Source organism: Acutalibacter sp. JLR.KK004 (assembly GCF_036941085.1).
GTDB lineage: Bacteria > Bacillota > Clostridia > Oscillospirales > Acutalibacteraceae > Acutalibacter.
This window is the reverse complement of the sequence record NZ_JAYMNQ010000001.1, coordinates 350,681-374,330: the sequence shown is the minus strand read 5'-3', so window position 1 is coordinate 374,330 and position 23,650 is coordinate 350,681. Positions and strand designations below refer to the sequence as shown.

Genomic DNA, 23,650 nt, shown 5'->3' with positions numbered 1-23,650 from the left:
GGAGGTTTAACAGTATGGCAGGGATAAGAACGGGAAATATGATTTATAATGTCGGCGATTATTGCCGCTTGTCAAAGGACGATGGCACGGAGAACGAGAGCGCGAGCATTGCCACACAGAAATCTATTCTTGCTGATTATGTGAAAAAGCAGGGATGGAATCTGGTAAAAACGTATGTGGACGACGGTTATTCTGGTACAAATTTCCAAAGACCAGCCTTTCAGGAAATGCTTAAAGACATTGAAAACGGGCTGATAAACTGCGTGATTACAAAAGATTTATCAAGATTGGGGAGGAATTACCTTGACTGCGGCTTATATCTGGAAGTCTTTTTCCCAGAGCATAACGTGAGGTATATAGCGGTCAATGACGGCGTGGACACGCTCAATAAATCGGCGATGGACATTACCCCATTCCGCAATATCCTAAACGAAATGTATTCCGCCGATGTGTCGGTCAAGATAAAATCGGCGTACCGTGCGAGGTTTCAGCAGGGGAAATTCATGGGGACGTATGCACCTTACGGATATGTCAAAGACCCCGCCGACCACAACCATCTGCTGATTGATGATAAGGTTGCTCATGTGGTAAGGGAGATATTTGACCTTGCACTTGCAGGAAACGGAATCTCTAAAATCCGTAAGCACATCAATAAACAGCACATCCTACGCCCTGCCGCTTATGCAGCGGAGCAGGGGGCAACAGGTTATGAACGGTACTTTGAGGATAAGGAAGAAAACCGTTATATCTGGAGCGAGAACAGCGTAAGGGGCATTTTAAGAAGCCCTATCTATGCGGGAAACCTTGCAGGCTATAAGCGGATTGCCGCCAACATGAAAAGCAAGAAACGCCCCTCTAAGCTGCCCGAAGAATGGGAAGTGATACCCGACACCCATGAGGGGATAGTCACGCAGGAGGAATTTGATACCGTCCAACAGCTTATGACGAGCCGCAGGCGGGAACAGAACGCAGGGGGATTTGAGAATATCTTTGCAGGCGTAATCAAATGTGCAGACTGCGGCTATGCGTTGCGAGCGATGAACGCCAACAGGAGGAAACGCCCAGATGTCATTGACTGCGTACAATATTCCTGTAATAATTACGCCAGATACGGCAATACGATGTGTACCGCACACTCCATTGAAGCGAGGGACTTATTCAACGCTGTCCTTGCCGACATCAACCGTTTTGCGGATATGGCGGTAAATGACGAACGGGCGGTAAGGGCGATTGAGAAGCGGCTCACGGAAACAGACCAGAGCAAGGCAAAGGCAATGGAGAAAGAACAAAAGAAGCTGAACAAACGCCTTGCGGAGCTTGACAGGCTGTTTTCCTCTCTCTATGAGGATAAGGTCATGGAGCGAATCACCGAACGGAATTTTGAGATGATGTCGGGAAAATACCAGAAAGAACAGCTTGAAATCGAAGCACGGTTGAGGGAAGTAACGGAAACGCTCAACGAAAGCTATGAGAAATCGCAGGGAATCCGTGACTTCCTCTCCCTTATCCGTAATTATCAAGGCTTAAAAGAACTGGACGCAACAGTCATAAATGCACTGATAGACAAGATACTTGTTTCGGAGCGTGAGAAGTCAGCAGACGGAACAGTGAAGCAGGAAATCAAGATTTACTATAAATTCATCGGCTTTGTCGGTGAATTACATATCACACCCACAAAACGGTGGACAGTATTAAAGCCTAAGAATTGTACAGTGTGCGGTGTTGAATACGTCCCCCGCTCCGCAATATCGAAGTATTGTCCAGAGTGCAGGGAAAAGATAAGAAAGGCTCAAGGGACAGAAACGAAACGTAGGAGCAGAGAACGAAGCAGACAGGATTGTATTGAACTGTCCGCAAAAAATGACCGACTGACCTGACCCAAAGGGAGGGCCGCATCAAAAGAAGGGGCAACCAGAACCCCACAGTACACATATATCGCTATGTTACAGAAAATACGTTCGACTCTTACCTCTGGCAAACTGTACAGAAAAAGCAGGAATTTATTGGGCAGATCATGACCTCCAAATCCCCTGTGCGCTCCTGCGAGGACGTGGACAGTACGGCTCTGGACTTCGCGGAAGTCAAGGCTTTGTGCGCGGGAGACCCCCGTATCAAGGAACGCATGGAGCTGGACGTGGACGTGGCAAAGCTGAAAATTTTGCAGGCCAGCCACCGCAGCCAGCAGTACCGTTTGGAGGACAGGGTGCGGCTGTCTCTGCCCAAGGAGCAGTCGGACGCCGAGTGGCGCATAGAATGTTTGCAGGAGGACATGGCCACAGCGGATGCCCATCCCCAGCCTGCGGAGGGCTTTGTGGGCATGGAAATCTGCGGCAAAACCTATACAGAGCGCAAGGATGCCGGGGCCGCGCTGATGGAAGCCGCTGCCGGGTTTGAGATAGGTTCGGCGGAAAAAATCGGCCAATACCGGGGCTTTTCGCTGTGCATCCGCAGGCGTACTTTCCTTGATGAAAAGGAATTTCTGTTAAAGGGCAAGCTCACCTATGTCATAGAACCGGGTGATTCTGGCATGGGGAATATCATGAAAATCGAAAATGCACTGACGCGGTTGCCCACTGAATTGGAAAAAGCCCGGGGCGAACTCGCTAATATCAAGCAGCAAATCATCCTTGCCCAAGCGGAATTAGGCAAGCCTTTCACCCAAGAGCAGGAGCTGAAAGACAAGCTGGCCCGCATGGCGGAGCTTGACCGGGTGCTGCAGTTGGAAGAAAAGATCAGGAAGGAATCAACTGTTTCCCCGCAAAAAAGCGAACGGGAGGAAGTGATTGTCCTGTAGTTTTTTGCGAGAAAAAAGCCAAAGGATAATTTTCCAAGTAATAAAAAATGAAAAATGGCTCTGGAAAGCCATTTGTGGCACTTATACACCTCTGAAAAGAGGATAAGACAAGGATAACTTTTTCTGCTATAATAGGTACTGTAGAAAAGTGTAGAGGGAGCAGGGCCATATTTGAGTCCTGCTTTTTCTATGCGTATTTTAGAAAGGAGTGATGCTGTGGAAGAACAGATTCGGAAAGAACTGTACGAGGAAATGAAAGCGGAACAGGATGTCTATCAGGCCGAACTGCTGGCCATTGAGGAAGCCGCAAAGCTCTACATGGAGCCGCCCATCTACCGCCAGAGCGCCCAATATGCCATAGAACATGGCGAGAGGGACGCTTATTTCGCGTCCCGGCAATCCTTTGAAGCTTGCGGTAGGGCCATTGATGAGAGCATTGGCAAGCACTTTGACGGGATGCACTTGCCGCAGGAGGCTGTGCGGGAGGTGCTGGAAGAATTCAGCACGGAGCGGGTAAAGCTGGTACTGGCCTGCACTGTCAAGCACAAGGAATGGGACTTGCGGTTTTCGCCCCGTAACCGGGAGTGGGCAAGGACGGTTGACACGTCCTGCATAGGAAAAGAGCCTTACTATTGCATGGCAACCGCCCACCCTGCCATACTGGACGGGTTTATTTCCCTTTTCCGCAAACAGGTTTTGGAGAAGGATAAAGCCCCCCAAGCCCATAAAAAGCCTGCCAAGCATCCACAGGAAAGGGGGGATGGTTTTGAACTTTGAACACATCCTACCCCTTGTACGGCCACCCCCTGGGTGGTTTTTTTCATGCCAATTTTGAGGGGGGAGGTGAATTTTATAGCAAAACGGGAAAATATCTTGAACCTTGCCCTGCCCTTCCCAGATGAAAAATCCCAGGCCCTTACTCTCTATCTGGAGCAAAACGGCGAGGATTTGGAGCGCTGTATGGTGGAATCTGTAGAGCAGTTATACCGCAAAACAGTCCCCATTGCCATACGGAAATACATTGACGCTACGCTGAGAAAGCAACAGCCGGAGCCGGGAAAAGCGCCCCTTGAGGACGAAAGCAGGCCCGAAGGGCCGACAGGTCTTTGATACCGGGGGCCCCCCGGTTCAAAGACGAGCCAGCATCGCATTTGTATACACGCTCGTATACACAAACGTCTACACAAATGCAGTTGGTTAGGGGCGCTGCCCCTAAGACCCTGGGAAGGAGGATTAAATGTGGTTTAATTTCCGTTTGACGGAAAAGGAGCACCGGCGGTTACAGAAGCGGGCGAAATCCTGCGGGCTTACCATGTCGGCCTATGTCCGGCAAATCATCAATGGGTATAAGCCCAGAGAATCACCCCCAGCCGATTACCATTCCATGACGCGGGAGATAAAAGCAATCGGCAACAACTTGAACCAGCTTGCTTTTGTGGCAAACGCTACCGGGCTGATTGACGAGGCGGCTTACTTTGAGAACGCGGCACAGCTGCGGGATGCGCTGAAGCGCATTGAGAACGCCGTTGTGGGGACAGCGGATGGCACAGACGAAGATATGGCCGGTGACTGACCATCTGGCCCGCTGCGTCCGTTATGTGATGAACCCGGACAAGACCCAGGGTGGCAGGCTGGTTTCGGGGGTGAACCTGTTTATACCCTTCTGCGATTGGCAGTCTCCCACCAGCCAAATGCGCAAGACCAAAGAGCGTTTTGGTAAACCGGGTGGGCGGCTGGCGTATCACCTAGAACAGAGTTTCAAAGAGGGGGAGGTCACGCCGGAATTGGCGCACAAAATCGGCGTGGAACTGGCGCGGGAATTGTTTGGGGGCAGGTATGAGGTTGTGGTTGCCACCCACGTTGACAAAGTACACATCCACAACCACATACTATTAAATTCTGTTTCCTTTGCGGATGGTAAGAAATTCCACCAGCCTAACAGTTTCTATGAAAACCATATCCGCAAAGTGTCTGATGCCCTCTGCCAGAAGTACGGCCTTTCTATTATAAAGGAGGCAGAGCCGTCCCGCTATGAAAGTTATCCGGCCCAGCACCACCGGGAACCGCAGGCGTCCCCCACCGTCCACTCTGCCATGTATGAGGACATCGACCGGGCCGTGGGCGCTGCCCGTGACATGGAGGGTTTTTATCATATCTTAACGGAAATGGGGTACCGTGTCAAGCGGGACACAGCCCACCCAGCTATTGCACCAGAGGGGCACGGCTTTTTCCGGCTCTACAAATTTAAGAGGGGGTACACAGAGGAAGATATCCGGCGCAGGATAGAGGAAAAGAGCAAGGCTCACGCACCCAGCAAAGTTTATGGTGCATGGAACAATCAAAAAGAATTTCACTTTTATCAGGTGCGGTTCACCCGGTACTTTGCCCGTAGGCTCACCATGCGGAGCCTACGGGCTACTTATCTCCACTACCGCTATCTTTTGCGGAGCGTCCAGCGGCAGACGTACCCACGCTATCCAAGTATTGATTTGCGCAAAGAGGCTGCCAAACTGAACCGCTACTCGGCGCAGGCGAGGCTGCTGGCGCGGGAGAAAATCGACACCCAGGAAGATTTGCAGTCCTTTCAAAAATTACTGGATGAGAAAATCCATACGCTCAATAAAAAGAAATGGTATTTGAAACGGACGCTAAAAAAGGATATCACAGATGAAGAAAGGCAGGCGTTGAAAAAGCAAATTGAAGAATTGGAAAAACAGGTGCGGCCCCTGTACCGTGAACGCTTCCTCTGCGCGGATATCAGGAAGCGCAGCGGTGTGGTGGATGCGGAAACCCGCCGGGAAAAAGTGGCGGCGCGGGAGCGGCTGGCACAGGAAAGGGGGCACACATGGACACAACGGCAGAAGCAGTAGATGAATTATTCCGGGTGACGTACAAGGGCATCACCTACACCTTCCGTCTGGCAGAGGAACTGCTGGCGGGCGGCGGCAAGCTGGTGGCGGGCGCGGCCCACGGCGGCGCGGCGCTGGCAGGTATCTTCGCCGCGCTCAAGCACCAGGAGTACCGCACAAAGGGCGCTGTGAAATTTGAAAATTTGTTGCAGCGGGGCAAGGGCTTCGCGCAGTTTGACATCATGGAAAAGGACTACGGCAAATTTCAACAGGCTGCTAAGGATTGCGGCGTTCTATACGCCTGCGTGACTATGGACAAAGTGAACGCCCCCGGCGAGAGGGTGTTCACTATTTTTTGCGGGCGCGACCAGGCGGAAATCGTCAACCACATTATAGAGGTAAACCATCTGACCGTGGTGCAGTCAAAGGACTACAGGCAGGAATCGGCCAGGGAGGCCACGCCCCAGGAGATACACAGCATGACAGAGGATGAGATACGCAGCCGCAACCGCGCCGGGAACGCTGATTTTATGGCTGAATTTATGGACAGGCAGCAGGGCCGGGAGGAAGCTGTAAACCCTACTGTGCTGCCCGTGAACGTCGTTCCGTCCGTGAGCGTGTCAGCGAATACCGATGGCAGGCGGGAATCCGTGCGGGCGCGGATCAAGCGGATTAGGCTCCAGCAGGGGCATGTCGCCCTGCCTTTGCCGGAACACGCCAGCCCCACGAAGGACGATATGCTGCTCACTTTCCGGCCCCAGACTGTCACCATCAGCGAAAACAAAAAGGTGTACCCCGCGACCGCCGAGGATGACGTGGTGCGGGGCGGCTTATCTGTGGAAAAGCGGGACACCATCACAGGCGCAACCCCACAGGGCGACGCGGATTTTTCCGGCATACAGTTTGAAATCATCAATAAGAGCCGCAACCCCGTCATAGTAAATGACAAGAGCTTTGCGCCTGACGAGGTAGTGCTCACCTTGACTACCGACAGCCAGGGAAAGGCCAGCACGGCCAACGATGCCCTGCCCTTCGGCGAATACCTTCTGCATGAATCCGCCACCAATGAATCCATGCTGAACACGGCCCCCGACCAGCCGGTGATTGTTTCTGAACACCATGAAGTCTATAGCTTTGTAGCGGAGAATGAGGTAGTCCGGGGCGGCGTCCTCATTGAAAAGCGTGACCTGGAATCCGGGCTGTTGACGCCTTTGGGCGGCGCGTCCTTGGACGGCACCCTGTTTGAAATCACCAACAAGAGCCGTAACGCCGTCTATGTGGACGGCGCTTTGTATGAGCCGGAGTCTGTGTGTTTGACTATCGAGGTCAAGGACGGTATTGCGCAGAGTGACGCACGGGCGCTGCCCTATGGGACATACACGTTAGTGGAATCCAAGCCGGGAACCGGCTACCTCTGGACGGACAAAAAGGTGCGTGATTTTACCGTCCGCAAAGATGGTGAAGTTACCGAGTTCCGGGAGGGCGACGCCGCTTACAACCAGGTCAAGCGCGGCGACCTGCGCTTTGTGAAGGTGGGCGAGGACAATATGCACAGGTTCGCAAATGTGCTGTTCAAGCTCACCAGCCAGACCACCGGCGAGAGCCATATTCTTGTCACCGACGAAAATGGAGAGGTCAGGACAGAGACGGCCTGGAACCCCCACAGCCAGAATACCAACGGAAACGATGATACCGAGGAAACCGATAACCTGGCAGGCACCTGGTTCGGCCTCACCACCGAGGACTGGATGGTGGAGACGCAAGACGGCCTTTGCGCCCTGCCCTTTGACCACTATACGCTTGAAGAACTCCGCTGCCCCGGCAACGAGGGGTATGAACTGGTGACTGTGCCCGATATCTCCATCACCCGCGACAGCACCGTAATCGAGCTGGGCACTATTGACGATAAGTTTGAGGGCAATCCGGAGATTGGCACGACTGCTACCATCGGCGGCGAGAAAGTGGCTGACCCGCTGGCCGAAGTGACGTTGGTGGATACTGTGTCTTACACTGGCTTGACTGTGGGCAAAACCTACAAATTATCCGGCGTACTTATAGACAAATCGACAGGTGAACCGCTGGAAATCGGCGGGCAGCAGGTGACGGCAGAAAAAGAGTTTACGCCGAAATCTGAAGCTGGCACTGTCGATTTGGAATACACTTTCGATGCCAGCGCCTTGGCAGGCCGGGCTGTGGTGGTGTTCGAGACGCTGTATCAGGACGGCAGCGAGGTTGCCAGCCATGCCGACATAGAGGACGAGGGGCAGACCATCACTTTCCGTAACCCCAAAATCGGCACTACTGCTACAGTCGATGGTGAAAAGACCGCCGACCCGCTGGGCAAAGTCACCATCGTGGACATAGTAACGTACACTGGCCTTACCCCTGGCAAAACCTACAAATTGTCCGGCACCCTCATGGACAAATCCACCAAGGAAAAACTGTTGGTAGATGGGAAGGAGATCACCGCCGAAGCCACCTTCACAGCGTCCAAGGCAGAGGGCAGCATCGACATCCCCTTTACCTTCGACGCCTCCAGTCTGGCCGGGAAATCCGTGGTGGTGTTTGAAACGCTTTACCGGGATGATATGGAACTGGCTGTTCACGCCGATATTGACGATGAAGGCCAGACTGTTGATTTTGGCAAGCCCGACATCAAGACTACCGCCACCATCGACGGGAACAAGGTCACAGACCCGCTGGGCGAAGTGACCATCATAGACACTGTGGAGTACACAGGTTTAACCGTTGGCAAAACCTACAATGTCACGGGCGTTTTGATGGACAAGTCTACCAATGAGAAACTGCTGGTGGACGGTAAGGAAATCACCTCCTCCGCAGAGTTTACGGCAGAAAAAGAAAATGGTACTGTTGAAGTATCGTTTACTTTTGACTGTTCCGGGCTGGCGGGCAAGAGCATCGTGGTCTTTGAGACGCTATACCAAGATGGCCTTGAATTGGCTGTTCATGCGGATATCGAGGACGAGGCACAGACTGTCACCGTCAACGCAAAGGGCGGGCTTCTCATCAAGAAAACCGCCGAGGACAACATGGTGGAGGGCATTTCCTTCCTGGTGACGGGCAAAGATTATGCGGAAACCTTCAAAACGGACGCCCAGGGCGAAATCTACATTCAGGATTTGCCCCTCGGTGAGTACACCATCACAGAAGTGGAAAACGATACCACCTCCCGCTATGTGATAGAGAACGGCAAGACTGTCACCGTAGAAAACGGCAGCGAACCCGCCGTGGTTGAGTTTCACAACAAGCTCAAGCGCGGCTCCCTGCGCATTGTCAAGGTGGAAACCGGGACGGACACCCGCCTGGAAGGGGCCTCCTTCTGCCTGAAGGACGCAGACGGTCAGGTGGTAGCAGACGGCAAAACCGACAAGAACGGCGAACTGGTTTTTGACAATCTGCCCTGGGGCAAGTACTTTTTGGAGGAAATCTATGCCCCGGAGGGGTATATCCTGGATAATAAAGAAACAGAAATCGAAATCGGGGAGGATAGCATCGAGGCAAAAATCACCGTGGAGAACAAGAAGAAAACTCCGGATATCCCCACCACCAGCGTCCCCAAGACTGGTGATACCCGCGCAAACCCCTGGTTCGTGGGCCTTGCCATGGCGGGTATGCTGGCAGGAGCGGGCGGTTTGACTGCCTACCTTGTCAAAAAGCGCAGAAAGTAAGCAGGAGGTTAAATTCAATATGAATAAAAGAAAACTGGCCTCTGCCCTTTTGGCAGGGGCCTTGCTTTTTACCAGTACCATCCCGGCCAGCGCCGCGAAAGCTACAGGTACGCCCACACCCCACCAGGTTTTCTACAGGGAAGAAGCGGGCCAGACCTTCGCAGGTAAAATTGACATGGAAAAGGATGTTACAGAAGTGGAGGCGGGGCAACCCGCCTTTTCCCTTTCCGTCCAGGACGGGGCGGTTTTGTTTGATTCCCTCTATACCAGCACCCGCCAGTCAATCCGGGCCACCTGTGACGGGGAAAGCGTCAGCCAGGAGGTAAACCTGGCAGTCTATGACACGCTGGACATAGCCCCGGCCACCGGCAGCGCCGTCCTGGCCGTAAAGGATGCCCGCACCTTGAAGCCGGTCCCTGGCGCAAAGTATACGCTGTACTGCGGCGGGCGTATTGTAAACCCCAGCGTGGAAAGCAACGCAAAGGGTATGGTTTCCCTTGATTCGCTTACCCCCGGCTCCTACGAATTGCGCCAAACGGCTGTTCCCAAAGGCTTCCGGCCTGCCAGCGCCAGTGTGAAATTCACGGTTACGGGCCTTACTGTTTCCGGCGGCGATAAGGAGATACGCACCAGCGGGGGCAGGGAAATCGCGGCAAGGGAAAACGGGGCTTTGATTGCCGGCCCTTTTTCCCCCGGCATTGTGCTGGCCGCTGAAAATGAAAAGCAGATTGCGGGCGTTACCGTAACCTATGAGAATTTTGGGGCTTCCCTGGGTAAACCGGGCACGGAAAAATCCTTCGATTATGTGACCCTGCGGGCCGCGCAGGAAGAAATCAACCACCTAAAAGACGAAGAGGAAATCTGCGGCGCGGTACATATCGCCTACACTTTGAAAGAGCCTGCCTGTAACCTCACGCAGTATCTGGCAGAGAAGCCCGTGCCGAAACCCACGCCCACTCCCCCGGCCCCCAGCCAGGGCGGGGCTTCCGGCAGCGCGGGCACAACAGCGGCCCCCGCCGCCACGCCTGCTCCCACGCCAGCGGCTACACAAGCCCCTCCCAGCGTGAACCCCATTGCCACCCCGGCCCCTACAGTCGAACCCAGCGCAGAACCCGAAGAAGTCAAAGCTGATAAGCGGAATTTGGCTATTATTGTACTGGACACGGACGGCAAGCCTGTACCCGGCGTGACCGTAGGCCTGTTTGAGCCTATGGAGGATATGCCCGTGCCTGCAAGCACAGCCGACCCCGCCGACATCAGCCAGTCGCTCTCTAACCTCCATAATCAGCGGGAGACAGAGAAAATCAGCCAGGACCCCTATAAGAGAAGCGCCGCTTTGCAGGCCGCACGGACGGATGAACAGGGGCGGGCCAGCTTCCCAAAAGCGCCTGCCACCGAGCTTATAGCTGTACCTGTCAAAGTGCCGGACGGCTACTCTACAGAAAAAATACCCACCGAAATCCCGGCGGGCATGGAGGAGGATTTCACCGTCACCTGCCCGTATATTGCCGTGGATTTGTCCGTCTACAGCAACGCCACAGACAGCCCCGTTGCAGGTGCCGATGCGGTTCTTTGCAGCGAGGACGGGGACGAATTAGCAAGCTGGGTTACAGCGGAAAGCCCCCGCCGCTTTATCCGGGTTCCCAAAGGGGAATATACTTTACGGATAAAATCAAAGGACGGGGAGGACAAAATATCTTTTTCTGTGGGCGGCGATACGCCGTTGCAGAAGGTGCGGGCGGAAACCTATCTGCCTGGAATCCGGGAGGAAAGCGGCACAAAACTTGACTTTACCGGGACACTACCTCTACTGCCCTATGTGGGCGGGGCCGCGCTGGTACTGGCTGGCGCGGCTGCGGGCATCGCTGCTTTCCTCCGTAAGCGCAAGCGCGGCAGGGGGCTGAAATGAGAAAGGCCCTGGCGGCAATTTTTGCCGTGGCCTTATTGGGGGGTTCCGTTTGTGCGGGGTTGTGGCTGGCAGGGTTCTACTGGCAGGGGCAGGAACAGGATTTGAAAATGGATGCCCTGCGCAGGCTGGCGGCAAGCCCCATTGTTACGGATATGGGGCAAGGGCCGCAGGAAACCTCTTTGCCGGAAAACCATATAGAAGCGCAGGAGCCGCCAGCCGTATTACGCGATTTCACAGCGTTGCAGGAAGAAAACCCGGACTGCATCGGCTGGGTGTCTATCCCCGGTACGCCTATAGATTTCCCCGTTATGCAGAGCCAGGATAAACCCGAATTCTACTTAGACCATGACTTTTCCCGCGAGTATGACATTTATGGCCTGCCTTTCCTGGATACCAGGTGCAGCCTGGACAGCGGCAATCTGCTGGTATACGGCCACCACATGAACGACGGCAGTATGTTTTCCTGCCTGCATAAGTACCAGGACAAGGCGTATTGGCAGGCCCACAAGGAAGTGGTTTTTGAAACTCCGTCAGGGGTGGAAAGCTACCGCATAGCGGCTGTGCTGCGCGTGAAGGGCAGCTACAGGGCTGGTGAGTGGAGTATCTTTCAGCCTATGGACGTTGACAGCCAGACCGTGGAGGAAATAACGACGCATCGGCTCTACGACACAGCCGTGGGAATCGGGCCGGGGGATAAGCTGCTTACGCTGGTGACGTGCGAATATTCACAGAAAAACGGAAGGTTGGCGGTGATAGCAGTTAAAGAATAGCTTTAGGGCTGTGGGAAACCGCAGCCCTTCCCTGTGCCCCCAGGGTTGGGGGTAGAGGGAAGGGCTTGGCTCTCCAAATTCTTACAGGAAAGAGGATGATTTTATCGAGGACTTTTTTGATATGTGCAGGAAGATCTGGGAATGGGAAAACCGGCACAATATCCCTTATGCAAAACGCTTGACCGAATGGTACGGCGACCTGGGTATGCATGTACCGCTGCCGGGTATTACAGATGAGCAGATACGGCGGCGGTACAAAAATATATCCATGGAGGCAACGGCACGGACCAGCCCTGTGCGGGGGGTGGAACCCTCTTTGTAGCTATGGAACCGCCTAACCGGGGTTGTGCAGGCCTGCTTCAATCAATTCATCCCACTCGGGCAGGATAGCGTTTATCATAGGCTCGCCATAGGCCACACGGTATTTCTTTTTTGTAAGCCATCCCCTGTCCAGCATTTCACCCAGAGCCATTTCCACCTGCTCCCTGGGGATTCTGTTGCTGGCCGATACGCGGGAAACCAGGCTTTGATAGGTGGCAAAGGCATTGCCATGGTTTTGTGCGATCCTGTCAAAATCCGCCACAATGTACCGGAAACAGGCCGTAAGCTGATCGTCTTCGCTGGGAATTTCAAAGGAAGCGGACGCGGCGTCCCGCAGGGCGCGGCTCATGGTGGTGCGCACACCATAGACCTCCACATTCTTCCGCAAGTCCTGCACCAGATAGCGCACAACAGGCTGGAAATGCCCGTCCCCTGTGAACAGAATGAAATTAGGTGGGGATTTCTTTTTTGCCGCCAGCCTGTATATGGCGTCCAGCATGATAACGTCGGACATGTCTTTGACCGCCTGCCCGTGGCTTTCCCATTTTGTTTCAATGATGTCATTGCTGACCGCACGGATACGGGCTACCTCGCCGGAAAAGCTGGGATGCTGGAAATCACCAAAAAAGGAAAGGCGCTCCACCTGGTACTTTTCCCGTATCTGCCGGCACCAGCTATCCAAGTCGGGCCTTACCCTATAGCGGTCTTTCATGGACACATACCAATATTCGTAATCAATAAAAACGGCTGCCCGGTTGTCGGCGCGAAAAAACATCTATATTCCCCCTATAAAGGGATTATACAACAAAATTCACGGGCCGTAAAGCCCGCGAGATTGGAGTGATAGCAGACGAAACTTGAGATTATCCCCATGACGTTAAAAGAAGCCAATGCCTTTGTGGCAGAGCGCCATCGCCACCACGGCCCGGTCACGGGCCACAAATTTTCCATCGGACTGTCCAACGGCGAGAAGGTGGTGGGAGTGGTGATTGTAGGCCGTCCCGTATCCCGCTATCTGGACGATGGCTGGACGCTGGAAGTGAACCGCCTTTGCACGGACGGCACCCGTAACGCCTGTTCCATGTTATACGCGGCAGCATGGAGGGCCGCACGGGCCATGGGCTATAAGCGGCTTATCACTTATACTTTGGAAACCGAAAGCGGCGGGAGCCTGCGGGCGGCTGGATGGAAGTGCGTTGGGCAGGCAGGTGGTCTGCGCTGGACGGGCCGACGCAGGCCGCAGGTGGATTTGTACCCGGCGCAGATGAAGGTGCGGTATCAGGTGGAGGCTGCACCATGAACAGCCTTAAAATCGGCCTGCATGACGCAGAAATGGAGCATTTTAAAGGCAAAAAGCACTTCCCAAATTATGCCTTGATGAAAATCTCTGCATGGCATAAGGCCCAGGGCGACCTTGTAGAATGGTGGGAGCCTTTAAACTCTTACGACAAGGTATACAGCAGCAAGGTATTTGACTTTACACCGGAAAACCCGTATCTGCCTCCGGATGCTGTCAAGGGCGGCACAGGATATGGGCTGTTTACGGAGCTGGCCCCAGAAGTGGAAGCCACGTTCCCGGACTACAGCATTTACCCCTCGTGCGATTACGCTATCGGCTGCATAACACGGGGATGTCCCAATCATTGCCGCTGGTGCATCGTGCCGAAGAAGGAGGGGGATATCCGCCCCTACTGCACATGGCGGCAGCTAGTGCGGCCCGATACGGACAGGCTGGTACTTATGGACAATAACATTTTAGCTTGTGACTATGGCATAGAACAGTTGGCGGGCATGATTGAAAGCGGGTATAAAATCGACTTGAACCAGGGCATGGACGCCCGGCTGGTAACGCCGGAAATTGCGGACATTTTGGCGCGGCTCACCTGGATACGGTATCTGCGCTTCTCCTGCGACCAGGAAAGCCAGATTGAACATATCCTGCGTACCTGCCAGCTTTTAGAGGAGCGTGGCGTGAAGCCGTACCGGGTGTTCGTGTACCTCCTGGTTACAAAGGACATAGGCAGCGCGTCCCGCCGGGTGGAAGCCTTGAAAAAGCAGCGGGGCATAAGCCTTTACGCCCAGGCAGAGCACAACGAGGGCATGGGCATAACGCCCAATAAAATGCAGTTGGAGTTTGCCCATCGGTATGTGTACAGCGGGTGTTTCCGCAAAGAGACATGGAAGGAATATTGCAAAAGGAAAGGATTTGATGCCGATGGATTTACAAGATAAGATTACGGCCCCATTGGGTTTAGCCACGCTGGATAAATCCAGCGCAGAAGCCCAAAGCCCGGAGCAGTATGCCATTAACACAATAGGCGGCAGGGCGCTGCAAACAGCAAATACGATTGCCCAGAAAAGCGGGCAGGCCATCAAGGCTGCTTTGGCAGAACCGGTTGCGCCCAGGGCTGTGCCGGTTGGAGATTGGCCCACGTACAGGAAAGCATCAGGGGCACCACCCTATACTCCCGTAACAGGGGATAGTTTTTCTGAACCTGTCCCCGCGCAAAACCCGCCCATGCAGGCAGATGGCCCCCCAGCGCGGGGCATAGATATGCCCTGCCCCTTGCCGGACAGGCCGCAGGCCCCGTCGGCAAAACAGGGCAAGCGTACCACCCGGAGCATGGAACGCAGGCGCATCCCCACAGAGGAAAGGGGGAAGCCCCCTGCCCATGCAGCCCCTCCAACTGCTAAGGAGGGCAGTAATGAACCCAGCCGCTTACAGCTTTACGAAAGGCCCGCCCTTGCTACATACCAAAACACCCCGCTTGTTTCCGGCCTGCAAAACCAGGGTCCAGGGCTGGCGCTGGCTGGGGAATCCAGCGCAGGCTTGCAAAGCGTCCAGGCGGCAGGGCAGGCCGCAGAGGGGGGCGCGTCTGCGGCTGCATCTTCCAGCGCGGGGCCGGTTGCCATTGCCTATCAGGTGACGGAAAAGGCTGTCACGAAAATGAAAGAAACGGTAGAAAATATCGCCGTCAGGGCACAATCCAGCAAGCAGACGCTGGGTGCCCTGGCGGCGCTTTTCCTTGTTCCGCTCCTAATTATGTTCGGTATTGCTGGGGTGCTGCGGGGCGGCGGGTTTGCCAGCAATGTCAACCTTTCTGCGGATGTACTGGCCCTTATGCCCCAGATAAATACCGCTTGCCAAACCCATGGCATCCCCGAATACGCACCTCTGGCAGCGGCTGTGATGATGCAGGAATCCGGCGGCAACGTGGCCCTTACGAATGGGGACGTAATGCAATGCGCGGAATCGCTGGGCTACCCTGCGGGTACGCCTGTGCCGGTAGAGGAATCCATCAACCATGGCGTGGGGGTGCTGGCCCACAAGCTGGCACGGGCTGGCTCCACTGGGCCAACGGATATTCCCGCTATCAGCCTTGCCCTGCAAGCCTATAACTACGGCGACGGCTACTTTGATTGGGCCGCGTCCCACGGCGGGGGCTACAGCAAGGAAAATGCCCTGAGTTTCCAGCAGTACCAGATGAGCCACGGCTACCCCGGCGGCTACGGCGACGCCAGCTATGTTGAGCACGTCCTACGCTATTACCAAACCGGCGGGGGCGGCATGGGCGCGGCAAGCGCCATCGCAAACGGGGCTTTCGCATACCCCTGCGAGGGCCACGGCTGGAACACCTACCCCGGCCATGAGGGCATAGACATCCCCTTGGAGACGGGCACCCCTGTTTACGCCTGTGCCGCTGGTACTGTCACCTATGCGCAAGCTGGCTGGCACAGCGGCATGGGGGTTGACGGCATTGCCTCCTATGGCAACTGCGTTTTCGTTGACCATGGAAGCGGCTGGCAATCCCGGTACGCCCATATGTCCTCTATCGTGGTGGCTTCGGGGACAACAGTACAGCAAGGCCAGCTTATCGGCTATGTGGGCAGTACAGGCAACAGCAGCGGGCCGCACTTGCATTTGGCGCTCTACTATAATGGCAGCCCATCTTCGGGCGGGGTGATCTACGCCGAACAGGCGTGGCCGCAGTATAAGAATTAACAGGCGAAAATGTGAAAAACTACAGAACAGGCAGCAGCTTTTAAGAGGGCTGCTGCCTGTTCTAATTGTTAGGAGGGATGTATATTGACATATGGCTATATCCGCGTTTCCAGCACAGACCAGAACGAGGACAGGCAGAAAATCGCAATGGACACTAAAAATGTCCCAAGGAAAAACATTTTTATGGACAAGCAGTCCGGCAAGGACTTTGAGCGCCCCCAGTACAGGCGGCTGGTCAGAAAGCTGAAACGGGGTGACCTTCTCTACCTGTTGAGCATCGACCGCCTGGGCCGCAACTACAAGGAGGTACAGGAGCAATGGAGAATCCTAACAAAAGATAAGGGCGTGGATATCTGCGTCATTGATATGCCGCTACTGGATACCCGTACCGCAAAAGACCTCATGGGCACCTTTATTGCCGACTTGGTGCTGCAAATCCTCTCTTTTGTAGCAGAAAACGAGAGGGCCAACATCAAGAAGCGGCAGGCCCAGGGCATAGCGGCGGCAAAGGCCCGGGGTGTCCGCTTTGGCAGACCGGAAAAGCCTGTCCCAAAAAACTTTGTGGATATCGTGCGGCAATGGGAACGGCATGAAATCTCCACACCGGAAGCCCTGCGGCTTTGTGATATGAGCAGGCCCACATTCTACCGGAAAATCCGCGAAAACGAAGAAACAAAGCTTATACGGTGTAAGATTATATCGTCTTAAAAGGTAAACTTTTAGATACAAAATCACTTTCGTATAATTTTACCATACTCCTTCCCTGATTGCAAGATAGTACATATAATTTTGTTTAACCTTACAAAAAAAGAAACCCATAATGTGGCAAAAAGAGGGGTTTATCAATTAGTTTGCTTTATTTCTTTTACGGGGGGAGGAATGTGATAGTAATTGCTTTTATAGACAGCCGCAACGGCGTGGCATTCAATCACCGCAGGCAGTCCCAGGATAGGGAGGCGTTGCAGAAAATCATTGGCATGACGGCTGGCTCTGTGCTTTGGGTAAACGCGTATACGGCACAGCTTTTTGCAGGCTATGACGCGCCGCAGGTGCAGGAGGACGAACATTTCCTCGATAAAGCTGGGCCTGGGGAGTTCTGCTTGGTGGAGGGGGCCGACATCCTGCCATTCAGCTTTTTCATTGAGGAAATCATCCTTTTCAACTGGAACCGGGCATACCCAGCCGACCGGCATTTCCCTATCGACATCCATAATGGGAAGTGGCGCTGTGTTTCCCAGGAGGATTTCACTGGCAGTTCCCATGAAAAAATTACCATGGAGGTTTACGGAAGATGAAAAAGCAGGCTAAGGTTTTCTCTTTGATTCTGGCCCTGGCGCTGGTTTTCAGCGGCTGTTCCCTGGATGCTCTGGACACAGGTCCCACCTCCAACAGCACACCCACCAGCACGGTTGAGACAGCGACGCCCAGCCCCGTCCCAACAGCAACGCCCACGCCGTCGCCTTCCCCAACTGCCACGCCTACCCCTACACCTTCGCCCACGCCCGTCCCCACGCCTGCCCCTGTTTCCGTTGACTTGGCAGGCATACCCGCCTATGATGGCGCGGCCTATGTAGAGGTAAACGGCAATGCGCCTTACTTCACGGAGGACAACTATACAGAGGTTTCCTTTGAAAGCTACTCCGAGCTGGACAGCCTGGGCCGCTGCGGCACAGCCTTTGCCTGTATTGGCGAGGACATTATGCCAACGGAAGAACGGGGGGAAATCGGCCAGGTAAAGCCCAGCGGCTGGCATACTGTGCGCTATGACAGCATAGTGGACGGCAACTACCTTTACAACCGCTGCCACCTGATAGGCTACCAGCTTTCCGGCGAAAACGCCAACACGCAGAACCTTATCACCGGCACCCGGTATCTCAATATAGAAGGTATGCTTCCCTTTGAGAATATGGTAGCCGACTATGTAAAAGAGACGAAAAACCATGTGCTGTACCGGGTTACGCCTGTCTTTGACGGGGATAACCTGCTGGCAAACGGCGTGTTGCTGGAGGGCCGCTCCATGGAGGACGGGGGCGCGGGCATATCCTTCTGCGTGTTCGCCTATAACGTGCAACCCAGCATCCGCATTGATTACACAGATGGGGAAAGCACCTACATCGAACCGGCACCTGCCCCGGAACCCGAGCAGGCCCAGCCTGTCGGTATGGACTATATCCTAAACACCAACACAGGCAAATTCCACCGCCCCGGCTGTTCCAGTGTGGATAAAATGAAAGAAGCCAATAAGCAGCATTTCACGGGAACACGCGACGAAGTGGCTGGCATGGGGTATGAACCTTGTAAGAGATGCAATCCATAAGAGCCTTATAAATAAAGCATTTACTTGATTTCCTGTTCCAGCCCATCAAACTCTGGGGTTGAAAAAAATACACCCAGCGTAATGTTTAACCCATCGCACAATTTCTTGATTGTGACTGTACCGGGGTTCTGGCTCTCCCCATTCAAAATACTCTTGATGGTGGCCTGTGGGACAGCCGATATGTTAGCCAGCCCATTTGGTGTGATTTCCCTTTCCTGGCATAGCTGCCGTATCCTTTTGGCTATCGCCTCCTGTGTGTTCATGTAAAAACGCCCCCTCTCGTATCAAATAAATGATACGGGATAGGAATTTCTTATGTTAGTGATATTTCACTATTTCGGGATATATGCTATGCTTTTTTTGAGGGGCAAGATTAACCCCCCGCTATTTCACCCCTCAAATGGGATGAAAAGGCTGCTTACAACAATTTTACCTAGAGAATGGAGGGACTGCCATGCCCGCATTCAGAGAAAACTTTGGCACGATGCTGCACAGCAGGCGCTTAAAACGGAAGTTAAGCCAGCAACAGGCAGCGGAAGCCCTGGGGATACGCATGTCCACGTATGCCTATTTTGAGGCAGGGAAATTCATGCCGGAAATGAAAATGCTTCCTGCCCTTAAAAAACTCCTGCGCATACCAGCAAAGGCTTTCCTTCACCCCGAGCGGTATATCTGCAAAAAAGCCCTTCGGAAATGGGAAAAGAAAAACAAAAAAGAAGAAGGATAGAATAATATCCAGGGAGGCACTACATGGCTACTTGCTGCTTTTTATGCCAAGACCCCGTGTATGATAACGATATAGAAGAACGGCTGGACAACGCTATCGCCAAGGTCGCACAGGAAAACGATACAGTCAGGTTCCTGCTATACGGTTGTTGGGATATTTCCTCCAGGCGCTTCCATGACCTGTTTGCCACCGCCGCCTACCGGGCCAAGCTGGCAAACCCGCACAAGGAAATTAGTTTATCCCTTGTTGTCCATGATACGGAAAAGGGGCAGGTACTAAGCGCCCTGCAAGAATGGCGGTATCCCCTGCCGGCCTTTATGCTTGATGAAATCCTCTCGCCGCCTGCGCCCCAGGGCATTAAGGATGGCGTGGCCATAGAAAAACGGATGCAGCGTTGGATGACAGGGCAGGCGGACTATGTTTTTACCTATCTCTATGACTGCCTGCATGAAGCCGACAGCCATGCCCTGGATTATGCGCTTAAAATCGGGAAGGCCATTGTGGACTTGACCTCCCCCGCAACCTATGCCCTTATCCGGGAAAAGTATTCCATCCTTCCGGAAAGGAAAAGAGAGGCGATGGAACTCCGGCTGGAGGGGAAAACGGCCTTGGAGATAGCGGATGCGCTGGGGACGGGAAAGAGCAGGCCCCAGCAGTTAATATACGAAGGGGCGAGGGCCATACGCGAAAAATTGCGGGGCAGGGAATACCGGCCAGTTGAAGAGGCTTGTACGGTTTTCATGCTAGGCCCCGCTACCTATAAATCCTTAAACGCTTTTGATAAAACGGTCAATTATCTTGTCCGCGAAAAAAATGTCCAAACCTTTTTTGTCGCCCCCAATTTTTCCATGTCCCCCTTTAGGTTCGTTTTAGAAAAACACATACCCGCAAGCAATGTGCAGATGTTATGTCTCGGGGATTGCCCCGGCTCCTTGGATACAGGGCATTTTGACCTTGAAACTTTTCTCACAGAAGAAGCCGCGCCTTGTTTGCTGGATGAAGCCGCCCTTGCTCAAGTTGCTGCCCCTTACCGTATTAGCAATCTGCGCTTCTGCCCACCAGAGCTTGCCAAACAAATCCGGGAGGCATTCATGGCAACAGGGCAGGTGCCGTTTTTCTGTGACTTAGGGAAACCGTTTCCTGAAAGCCTTGTTTAGTTGGTTGTTGCCTAAAACCCAGGTGAAGATTATAATAAAAATATAGAGCTTGTAGAGCAACATAGCGGCTTTTGTTTTTATCCTTTTGAGTTGGGGGCAGCTACATGAAAATCGTAAGCTGGAACGTTAACGGCCTGCTGGCCTGCATGGGGAAAGGCGACTTTTTCCCCATTGCCCGTATACAGCCGGATGTCGTATGTTGCCAAGAGGTCAAGACGCACCAGCAGCCGGAGGTGCTGCCCGGATACCGCCATATGAAAATATGAAAGGGGAAGCTACTTTGCGGCGATTTACAACCCCCACCCAGTGGAAGATTTTAAAATACTTTTGGAGAAGGCAGTCCGCTTTTTCAGTGGACGATTTGATAGATGCAGGAATCATCCATTTCCCAGCCCTGGGCAGGTTTACCTTGCGCATAATGGAAGCGCGAGGCCAGGTGATCTCACTTCTTACGAGAAAGAGCGGTACGTTATATTTTGCTACAACAAGGACGATAGAAGAATGGAAAAGAATATGGGCCCCCAGGACCTTTCTGGAAAAGTGGGGTGATCCCGGCTTCAATATGCGTGGTGTAAACAGATATGAAAAAGAAGAAATAATTGCAGAAATAGACAAAATGCTGGCGGATTTTTGTGGAGGGATTGAAACAGAGGGTCAGCCGGGCTGCGAAAATAGTTTGGCATCCAAAAATTGACTTGACGGCATCTTTCCTATGAGATAAAATTAAAACAAAAAAGAAAGGCGGGTTATGTATGGCAGCCAAAACAGTAGAAGAACGCATACAGTCAATTGATGCCAAAATTGAGAAAAAGAGGGCCGAAATTGAAGCTTTGGAAGCGCAAAAGCAAAAACTTTTGCACCCTGTGACCATGCGGTCAGTTATGTCAAAACTTAAAGAGCAGGGGATTACCCCCGAAGAAGTTGCAAAAAAGATGGGCATTGAAATCTAGCAGAGTAACCGAAAGGGCCGTTGCGGGAATACCGCAGCGGCCCTCTTTCTATTTAGCTTTTCATCAGCACAAACCATCTGCCGCTGTCCTCGAATAAATGCGTCTCCTTGCCTTTTACCACAACCGTGTACTGCTTGGCGATTTCATGGGTTGTATGGTCTTTTGTCAGCCCTACCCGCTTTACTTCCTCAATGTCGAATTCGCCCACCAAGGGGATGTGGATTGACCGGGGCCGCACTTCCCCGTCCACATAATGGGTGGCTAAAACCTCAACATACTGTTTCCGTCTGCTCTCCGTCAGCATGGCTGAAATCCCCCTGCAAATCGTAAATGTCCGTAAAAGGGATGAACGTGCCCGACAGCACCAGGGCCTGGGCCAGCTCGTCCACTTCCTCTACTATGTCCGTTTCCGTCACATACTCGCCTATCTCATAGTCCCCGATGGCTTTCCGCAGGCAGAAGTAGGTGACTGTCACCCTGTCCCCCGCGCTGATCTGGCACAGCCTGCGTTCCAAGACCTCCTGCATATCCTCCGACAGCCACGCCCTCTCTATGAGGGCGTTTTCTTTTTGCTTCGTCAGCACGGCTATGTCGAAACCTCGCAGGGCTGAAAATGGGCTGAACAATTTCGCCCGATTGGTCAAGTCCATCTTTGGATGCTTGGAGGCGGGCCGCTCCATATGCAAAATATCATCATATTTACCCATTTGCTTTGTGTCCCCCGATCTGCTCGTTCCGCTTCAATGTTGTAGCCCCGTCCAGCAAATCATAGCATTTGAAAACCGCGCTTTTGCCGAACCGGTCCTGCACCCGGAGCATGGCTTTCACCAGCGCAATTTCCCTGTCCTCTGCCGACGTGTCCACGAAAAAGCCAAGCTGGGGCGGTACATCCTCCCGGTTGGACAGCCGGATGGCCGTGACGTACAGCTTGCGGCTGGACAACTTCGGGTCAATGATTTTCTCAAAAAGCTCCAGGGTGGCCTTCATAATGCGCGACGGGCAGGCAGTCGGCCCGCCCAGCTTGGTGGTGCCCCGCGCCGATACGGGCGCTTTCCTGCCATAATAATTGACCTGCGTCGGCCCGGAGTAGGTGCCGTCCGCCGTGCTTTTCCAGTCATAGCTGATATGCAGGTGGATGCCCTCGGCCACCATGTCCGTGGCGATTAGGCGGCGGATAACCTCCTCCGTCATTTCCTTAATCACAATTTTCGTTTTATCATAATCATACCCGCACTTGAGGGCTTGCCCGCTGCTGAAGGATTTTGTGTCGCTTTTGTAGTTTTTAATGTGCTCCATCCGGCAAGGCTCATGGCCCCATGCATGATCCACAAGTATTTCCGCATCCACGCCAAACTCATGGAAAAGCAAGTCCTCATGGGTGAGGCTCAGTTTGGCAAGGTCGCCCATGGTGTGTACGCCGAATTTCTCCAGCCGTTTTGTGGTGCCCTCCGCTATCATCCAAAAATCTGTAAGGGGCTTATGCCCCCATAGCTTTTCCCGGAAAGACATCTCGTCCAGTTCCGCGATACGCACACCGTCCTTGTCGGCGGGGACGTGCTTCGCTTCAATATCCATAGCGATTTTTGCCAGGTACAAATTGGTGCCGATGCCTGCCGTAGCCGTAATGCCGGTAGTGGCAAGCACGTCCCTTACAATAGCTATAGCCAGCTCATGGGCGGTCATTTCGTATAATGATAGGTATTCTGCTACATCAATAAAAATTTCATCTATCGAGTAGACATGGCAGCTTTCCGGCGCAACGTATTTCAGATACACGCCGTAAATGTCCGCAGACACATCCAAGTACCGCTGCATCCGGGGCGGCGCGATAATATACTGGATTTCTTTGCCTGTACTCTCCTTAATGCCCTGCACCCTTTGTTTGACCTCAAACAACCGGGCGCGGCCGGAGATGCCATAGGCTTTCATGGAAGGGGACACGGCAAGGCAGATGGTGCCGTCCGAGCGTGTTTCGTCCGCCACGACCAAGTTTGTGGTGAGGGGGTCTAGGCCCCTATCCACACACTCTACGCTGGCGTAGAAGCTATTTCAGGTCAATGCAGATGTATTGACCCATGAGTACCGCCCCCTTCAGTCGAACGCAGGTTCTTATTTGCTTTAATTATAGAACAGTTGTTCCCAAAAGTCAACTGAGATTTTATGG

25 protein-coding genes and 1 pseudogene are annotated in these 23,650 nt (G+C 53.4%); 21 read left to right on the top strand and 5 right to left on the bottom strand.

From position 1 onward, the window contains the following. The first annotated feature begins 14 nt into the window (after window positions 1-14). From VSQ30_RS02200 to VSQ30_RS02155, 10 genes are all read left to right on the top strand, one after another. On the top strand, window positions 15-1,877 hold the full coding sequence (locus VSQ30_RS02200) for a recombinase family protein (protein ID WP_502876171.1): 1,863 nt from the start codon (window positions 15-17) through the stop codon (window positions 1,875-1,877). Between the two features lie 137 nt (window positions 1,878-2,014). Further along, window positions 2,015-2,794 carry a helicase gene (locus tag VSQ30_RS02195; RefSeq protein WP_334461677.1) on the top strand — a complete coding sequence of 260 codons (780 nt, stop codon included), beginning with the start codon at window positions 2,015-2,017 and terminating at the stop codon, window positions 2,792-2,794. A 216-nt stretch (window positions 2,795-3,010) separates the two neighbouring features. Beyond that, complete coding sequence (locus tag VSQ30_RS02190; RefSeq protein ID WP_334461675.1) at window positions 3,011-3,571, top strand: DUF3849 domain-containing protein; 561 nt, start codon at window positions 3,011-3,013, stop codon at window positions 3,569-3,571. A 45-nt stretch (window positions 3,572-3,616) separates the two neighbouring features. Then, window positions 3,617-3,904: a hypothetical protein gene (locus VSQ30_RS02185; protein WP_334461674.1), complete on the top strand. Its 288-nt coding sequence runs from the start codon at window positions 3,617-3,619 to the stop codon at window positions 3,902-3,904. 127 nt (window positions 3,905-4,031) lie between these two features. Then, complete coding sequence (locus VSQ30_RS02180; protein WP_334461672.1) at window positions 4,032-4,367, top strand: plasmid mobilization protein; 336 nt, start codon at window positions 4,032-4,034, stop codon at window positions 4,365-4,367. Further along, a complete protein-coding gene (locus VSQ30_RS02175; protein ID WP_334461670.1) occupies window positions 4,336-5,664 on the top strand; it encodes a relaxase/mobilization nuclease domain-containing protein in 1,329 nt (442 codons plus the stop codon). The genes VSQ30_RS02180 and VSQ30_RS02175 overlap by 32 nt, the downstream gene beginning before the upstream one ends. After that, window positions 5,640-9,332 carry a VaFE repeat-containing surface-anchored protein gene (locus VSQ30_RS02170; RefSeq protein ID WP_334461668.1) on the top strand — a complete coding sequence of 1,231 codons (3,693 nt, stop codon included), beginning with the start codon at window positions 5,640-5,642 and terminating at the stop codon, window positions 9,330-9,332. The genes VSQ30_RS02175 and VSQ30_RS02170 overlap by 25 nt, the downstream gene beginning before the upstream one ends. A gap of 19 nt (window positions 9,333-9,351) precedes the next feature. Then, window positions 9,352-11,241 (top strand): SpaA isopeptide-forming pilin-related protein, encoded by a 1,890-nt coding sequence (locus VSQ30_RS02165; protein ID WP_334461667.1) that lies wholly within the window; start codon window positions 9,352-9,354, stop codon window positions 11,239-11,241. After that, complete coding sequence (locus tag VSQ30_RS02160) at window positions 11,238-12,011, top strand: class B sortase (protein WP_334461666.1); 774 nt, start codon at window positions 11,238-11,240, stop codon at window positions 12,009-12,011. Before VSQ30_RS02165 ends, VSQ30_RS02160 begins: the two co-directional genes overlap by 4 nt. Before the next feature lie 121 nt (window positions 12,012-12,132). Then, window positions 12,133-12,333 (top strand): hypothetical protein, encoded by a 201-nt coding sequence (locus VSQ30_RS02155; protein WP_160579452.1) that lies wholly within the window; start codon window positions 12,133-12,135, stop codon window positions 12,331-12,333. A gap of 12 nt (window positions 12,334-12,345) precedes the next feature. Here VSQ30_RS02155 and VSQ30_RS02150 read toward each other — a convergent pair whose 3' ends face one another. Next, complete coding sequence (locus tag VSQ30_RS02150) at window positions 12,346-13,107, bottom strand: NYN domain-containing protein (RefSeq protein ID WP_160643419.1); 762 nt, start codon at window positions 13,105-13,107, stop codon at window positions 12,346-12,348. Between the two features lie 90 nt (window positions 13,108-13,197). Between VSQ30_RS02150 and VSQ30_RS02145 the strand changes: the two genes are divergently transcribed. The 6 genes from VSQ30_RS02145 (at window position 13,198) to VSQ30_RS02120 (ending at window position 18,652) form a co-directional block, all read left to right on the top strand. Then, window positions 13,198-13,632: an XF1762 family protein gene (locus tag VSQ30_RS02145; protein WP_502876264.1), complete on the top strand. Its 435-nt coding sequence runs from the start codon at window positions 13,198-13,200 to the stop codon at window positions 13,630-13,632. Then, window positions 13,629-14,564: a radical SAM protein gene (locus VSQ30_RS02140; protein WP_334461663.1), complete on the top strand. Its 936-nt coding sequence runs from the start codon at window positions 13,629-13,631 to the stop codon at window positions 14,562-14,564. Before VSQ30_RS02145 ends, VSQ30_RS02140 begins: the two co-directional genes overlap by 4 nt. Next, window positions 14,548-16,335 carry a peptidoglycan DD-metalloendopeptidase family protein gene (locus VSQ30_RS02135; protein ID WP_334461661.1) on the top strand — a complete coding sequence of 596 codons (1,788 nt, stop codon included), beginning with the start codon at window positions 14,548-14,550 and terminating at the stop codon, window positions 16,333-16,335. The genes VSQ30_RS02140 and VSQ30_RS02135 overlap by 17 nt, the downstream gene beginning before the upstream one ends. A gap of 84 nt (window positions 16,336-16,419) precedes the next feature. Next, window positions 16,420-17,043 (top strand): recombinase family protein, encoded by a 624-nt coding sequence (locus VSQ30_RS02130; protein WP_502876169.1) that lies wholly within the window; start codon window positions 16,420-16,422, stop codon window positions 17,041-17,043. Window positions 17,044-17,216: 173 nt separating this feature from the next. Beyond that, complete coding sequence (locus VSQ30_RS02125) at window positions 17,217-17,630, top strand: ribonuclease Z (RefSeq protein WP_334461660.1); 414 nt, start codon at window positions 17,217-17,219, stop codon at window positions 17,628-17,630. Continuing rightward, window positions 17,627-18,652: a DNA/RNA non-specific endonuclease gene (locus VSQ30_RS02120; protein WP_334461659.1), complete on the top strand. Its 1,026-nt coding sequence runs from the start codon at window positions 17,627-17,629 to the stop codon at window positions 18,650-18,652. The genes VSQ30_RS02125 and VSQ30_RS02120 overlap by 4 nt, the downstream gene beginning before the upstream one ends. Window positions 18,653-18,672: 20 nt before the next feature. On the opposite strand, the gene VSQ30_RS02115 is transcribed toward VSQ30_RS02120, so the two are convergent. Continuing rightward, window positions 18,673-18,915 (bottom strand): helix-turn-helix domain-containing protein, encoded by a 243-nt coding sequence (locus VSQ30_RS02115; protein ID WP_334461657.1) that lies wholly within the window; start codon window positions 18,913-18,915, stop codon window positions 18,673-18,675. Between the two features lie 191 nt (window positions 18,916-19,106). On the opposite strand from VSQ30_RS02115, the gene VSQ30_RS02110 reads away from it, so the two are divergent. From VSQ30_RS02110 to VSQ30_RS02090, 5 genes are all read left to right on the top strand, one after another. Then, entirely contained in the window at window positions 19,107-19,379 is a 273-nt protein-coding gene (locus VSQ30_RS02110; protein WP_334461655.1) for a helix-turn-helix domain-containing protein, read from the top strand. A gap of 23 nt (window positions 19,380-19,402) precedes the next feature. Further along, on the top strand, window positions 19,403-20,536 hold the full coding sequence (locus tag VSQ30_RS02105; protein ID WP_334461654.1) for an RNA polymerase sigma factor sigma-70 region 4 domain-containing protein: 1,134 nt from the start codon (window positions 19,403-19,405) through the stop codon (window positions 20,534-20,536). A gap of 104 nt (window positions 20,537-20,640) precedes the next feature. After that, the gene (locus tag VSQ30_RS02100) at window positions 20,641-20,802 is read left to right on the top strand and encodes a hypothetical protein (RefSeq protein ID WP_334461652.1); all 162 of its coding nucleotides are present in this window, start codon (window positions 20,641-20,643) and stop codon (window positions 20,800-20,802) included. Between the two features lie 14 nt (window positions 20,803-20,816). Further along, window positions 20,817-21,230: a hypothetical protein gene (locus tag VSQ30_RS02095; protein ID WP_160643437.1), complete on the top strand. Its 414-nt coding sequence runs from the start codon at window positions 20,817-20,819 to the stop codon at window positions 21,228-21,230. A 58-nt stretch (window positions 21,231-21,288) separates the two neighbouring features. Next, entirely contained in the window at window positions 21,289-21,486 is a 198-nt protein-coding gene (locus VSQ30_RS02090; RefSeq protein WP_160643439.1) for a hypothetical protein, read from the top strand. Between the two features lie 52 nt (window positions 21,487-21,538). Here the strand turns inward: VSQ30_RS02090 and VSQ30_RS02085 are convergent, their stop codons facing one another. The 3 genes and pseudogenes from VSQ30_RS02085 to VSQ30_RS02075 all read right to left on the bottom strand — a co-directional run bounded on the left by VSQ30_RS02085 (window position 21,539) and on the right by VSQ30_RS02075 (window position 23,563). Continuing rightward, the gene (locus VSQ30_RS02085; RefSeq protein ID WP_334461646.1) at window positions 21,539-21,790 is read right to left on the bottom strand and encodes a hypothetical protein; all 252 of its coding nucleotides are present in this window, start codon (window positions 21,788-21,790) and stop codon (window positions 21,539-21,541) included. Beyond that, window positions 21,756-22,193, bottom strand: coding sequence for a hypothetical protein (locus VSQ30_RS02080; RefSeq protein ID WP_334461643.1), 438 nt, complete (start codon window positions 22,191-22,193; stop codon window positions 21,756-21,758). Before VSQ30_RS02080 ends, VSQ30_RS02085 begins: the two co-directional genes overlap by 35 nt. Next, window positions 22,186-23,563, bottom strand: a pseudogene (locus VSQ30_RS02075) (Y-family DNA polymerase). Before VSQ30_RS02075 ends, VSQ30_RS02080 begins: the two are co-directional and overlap by 8 nt. Window positions 23,564-23,650 lie beyond the last annotated feature (87 nt).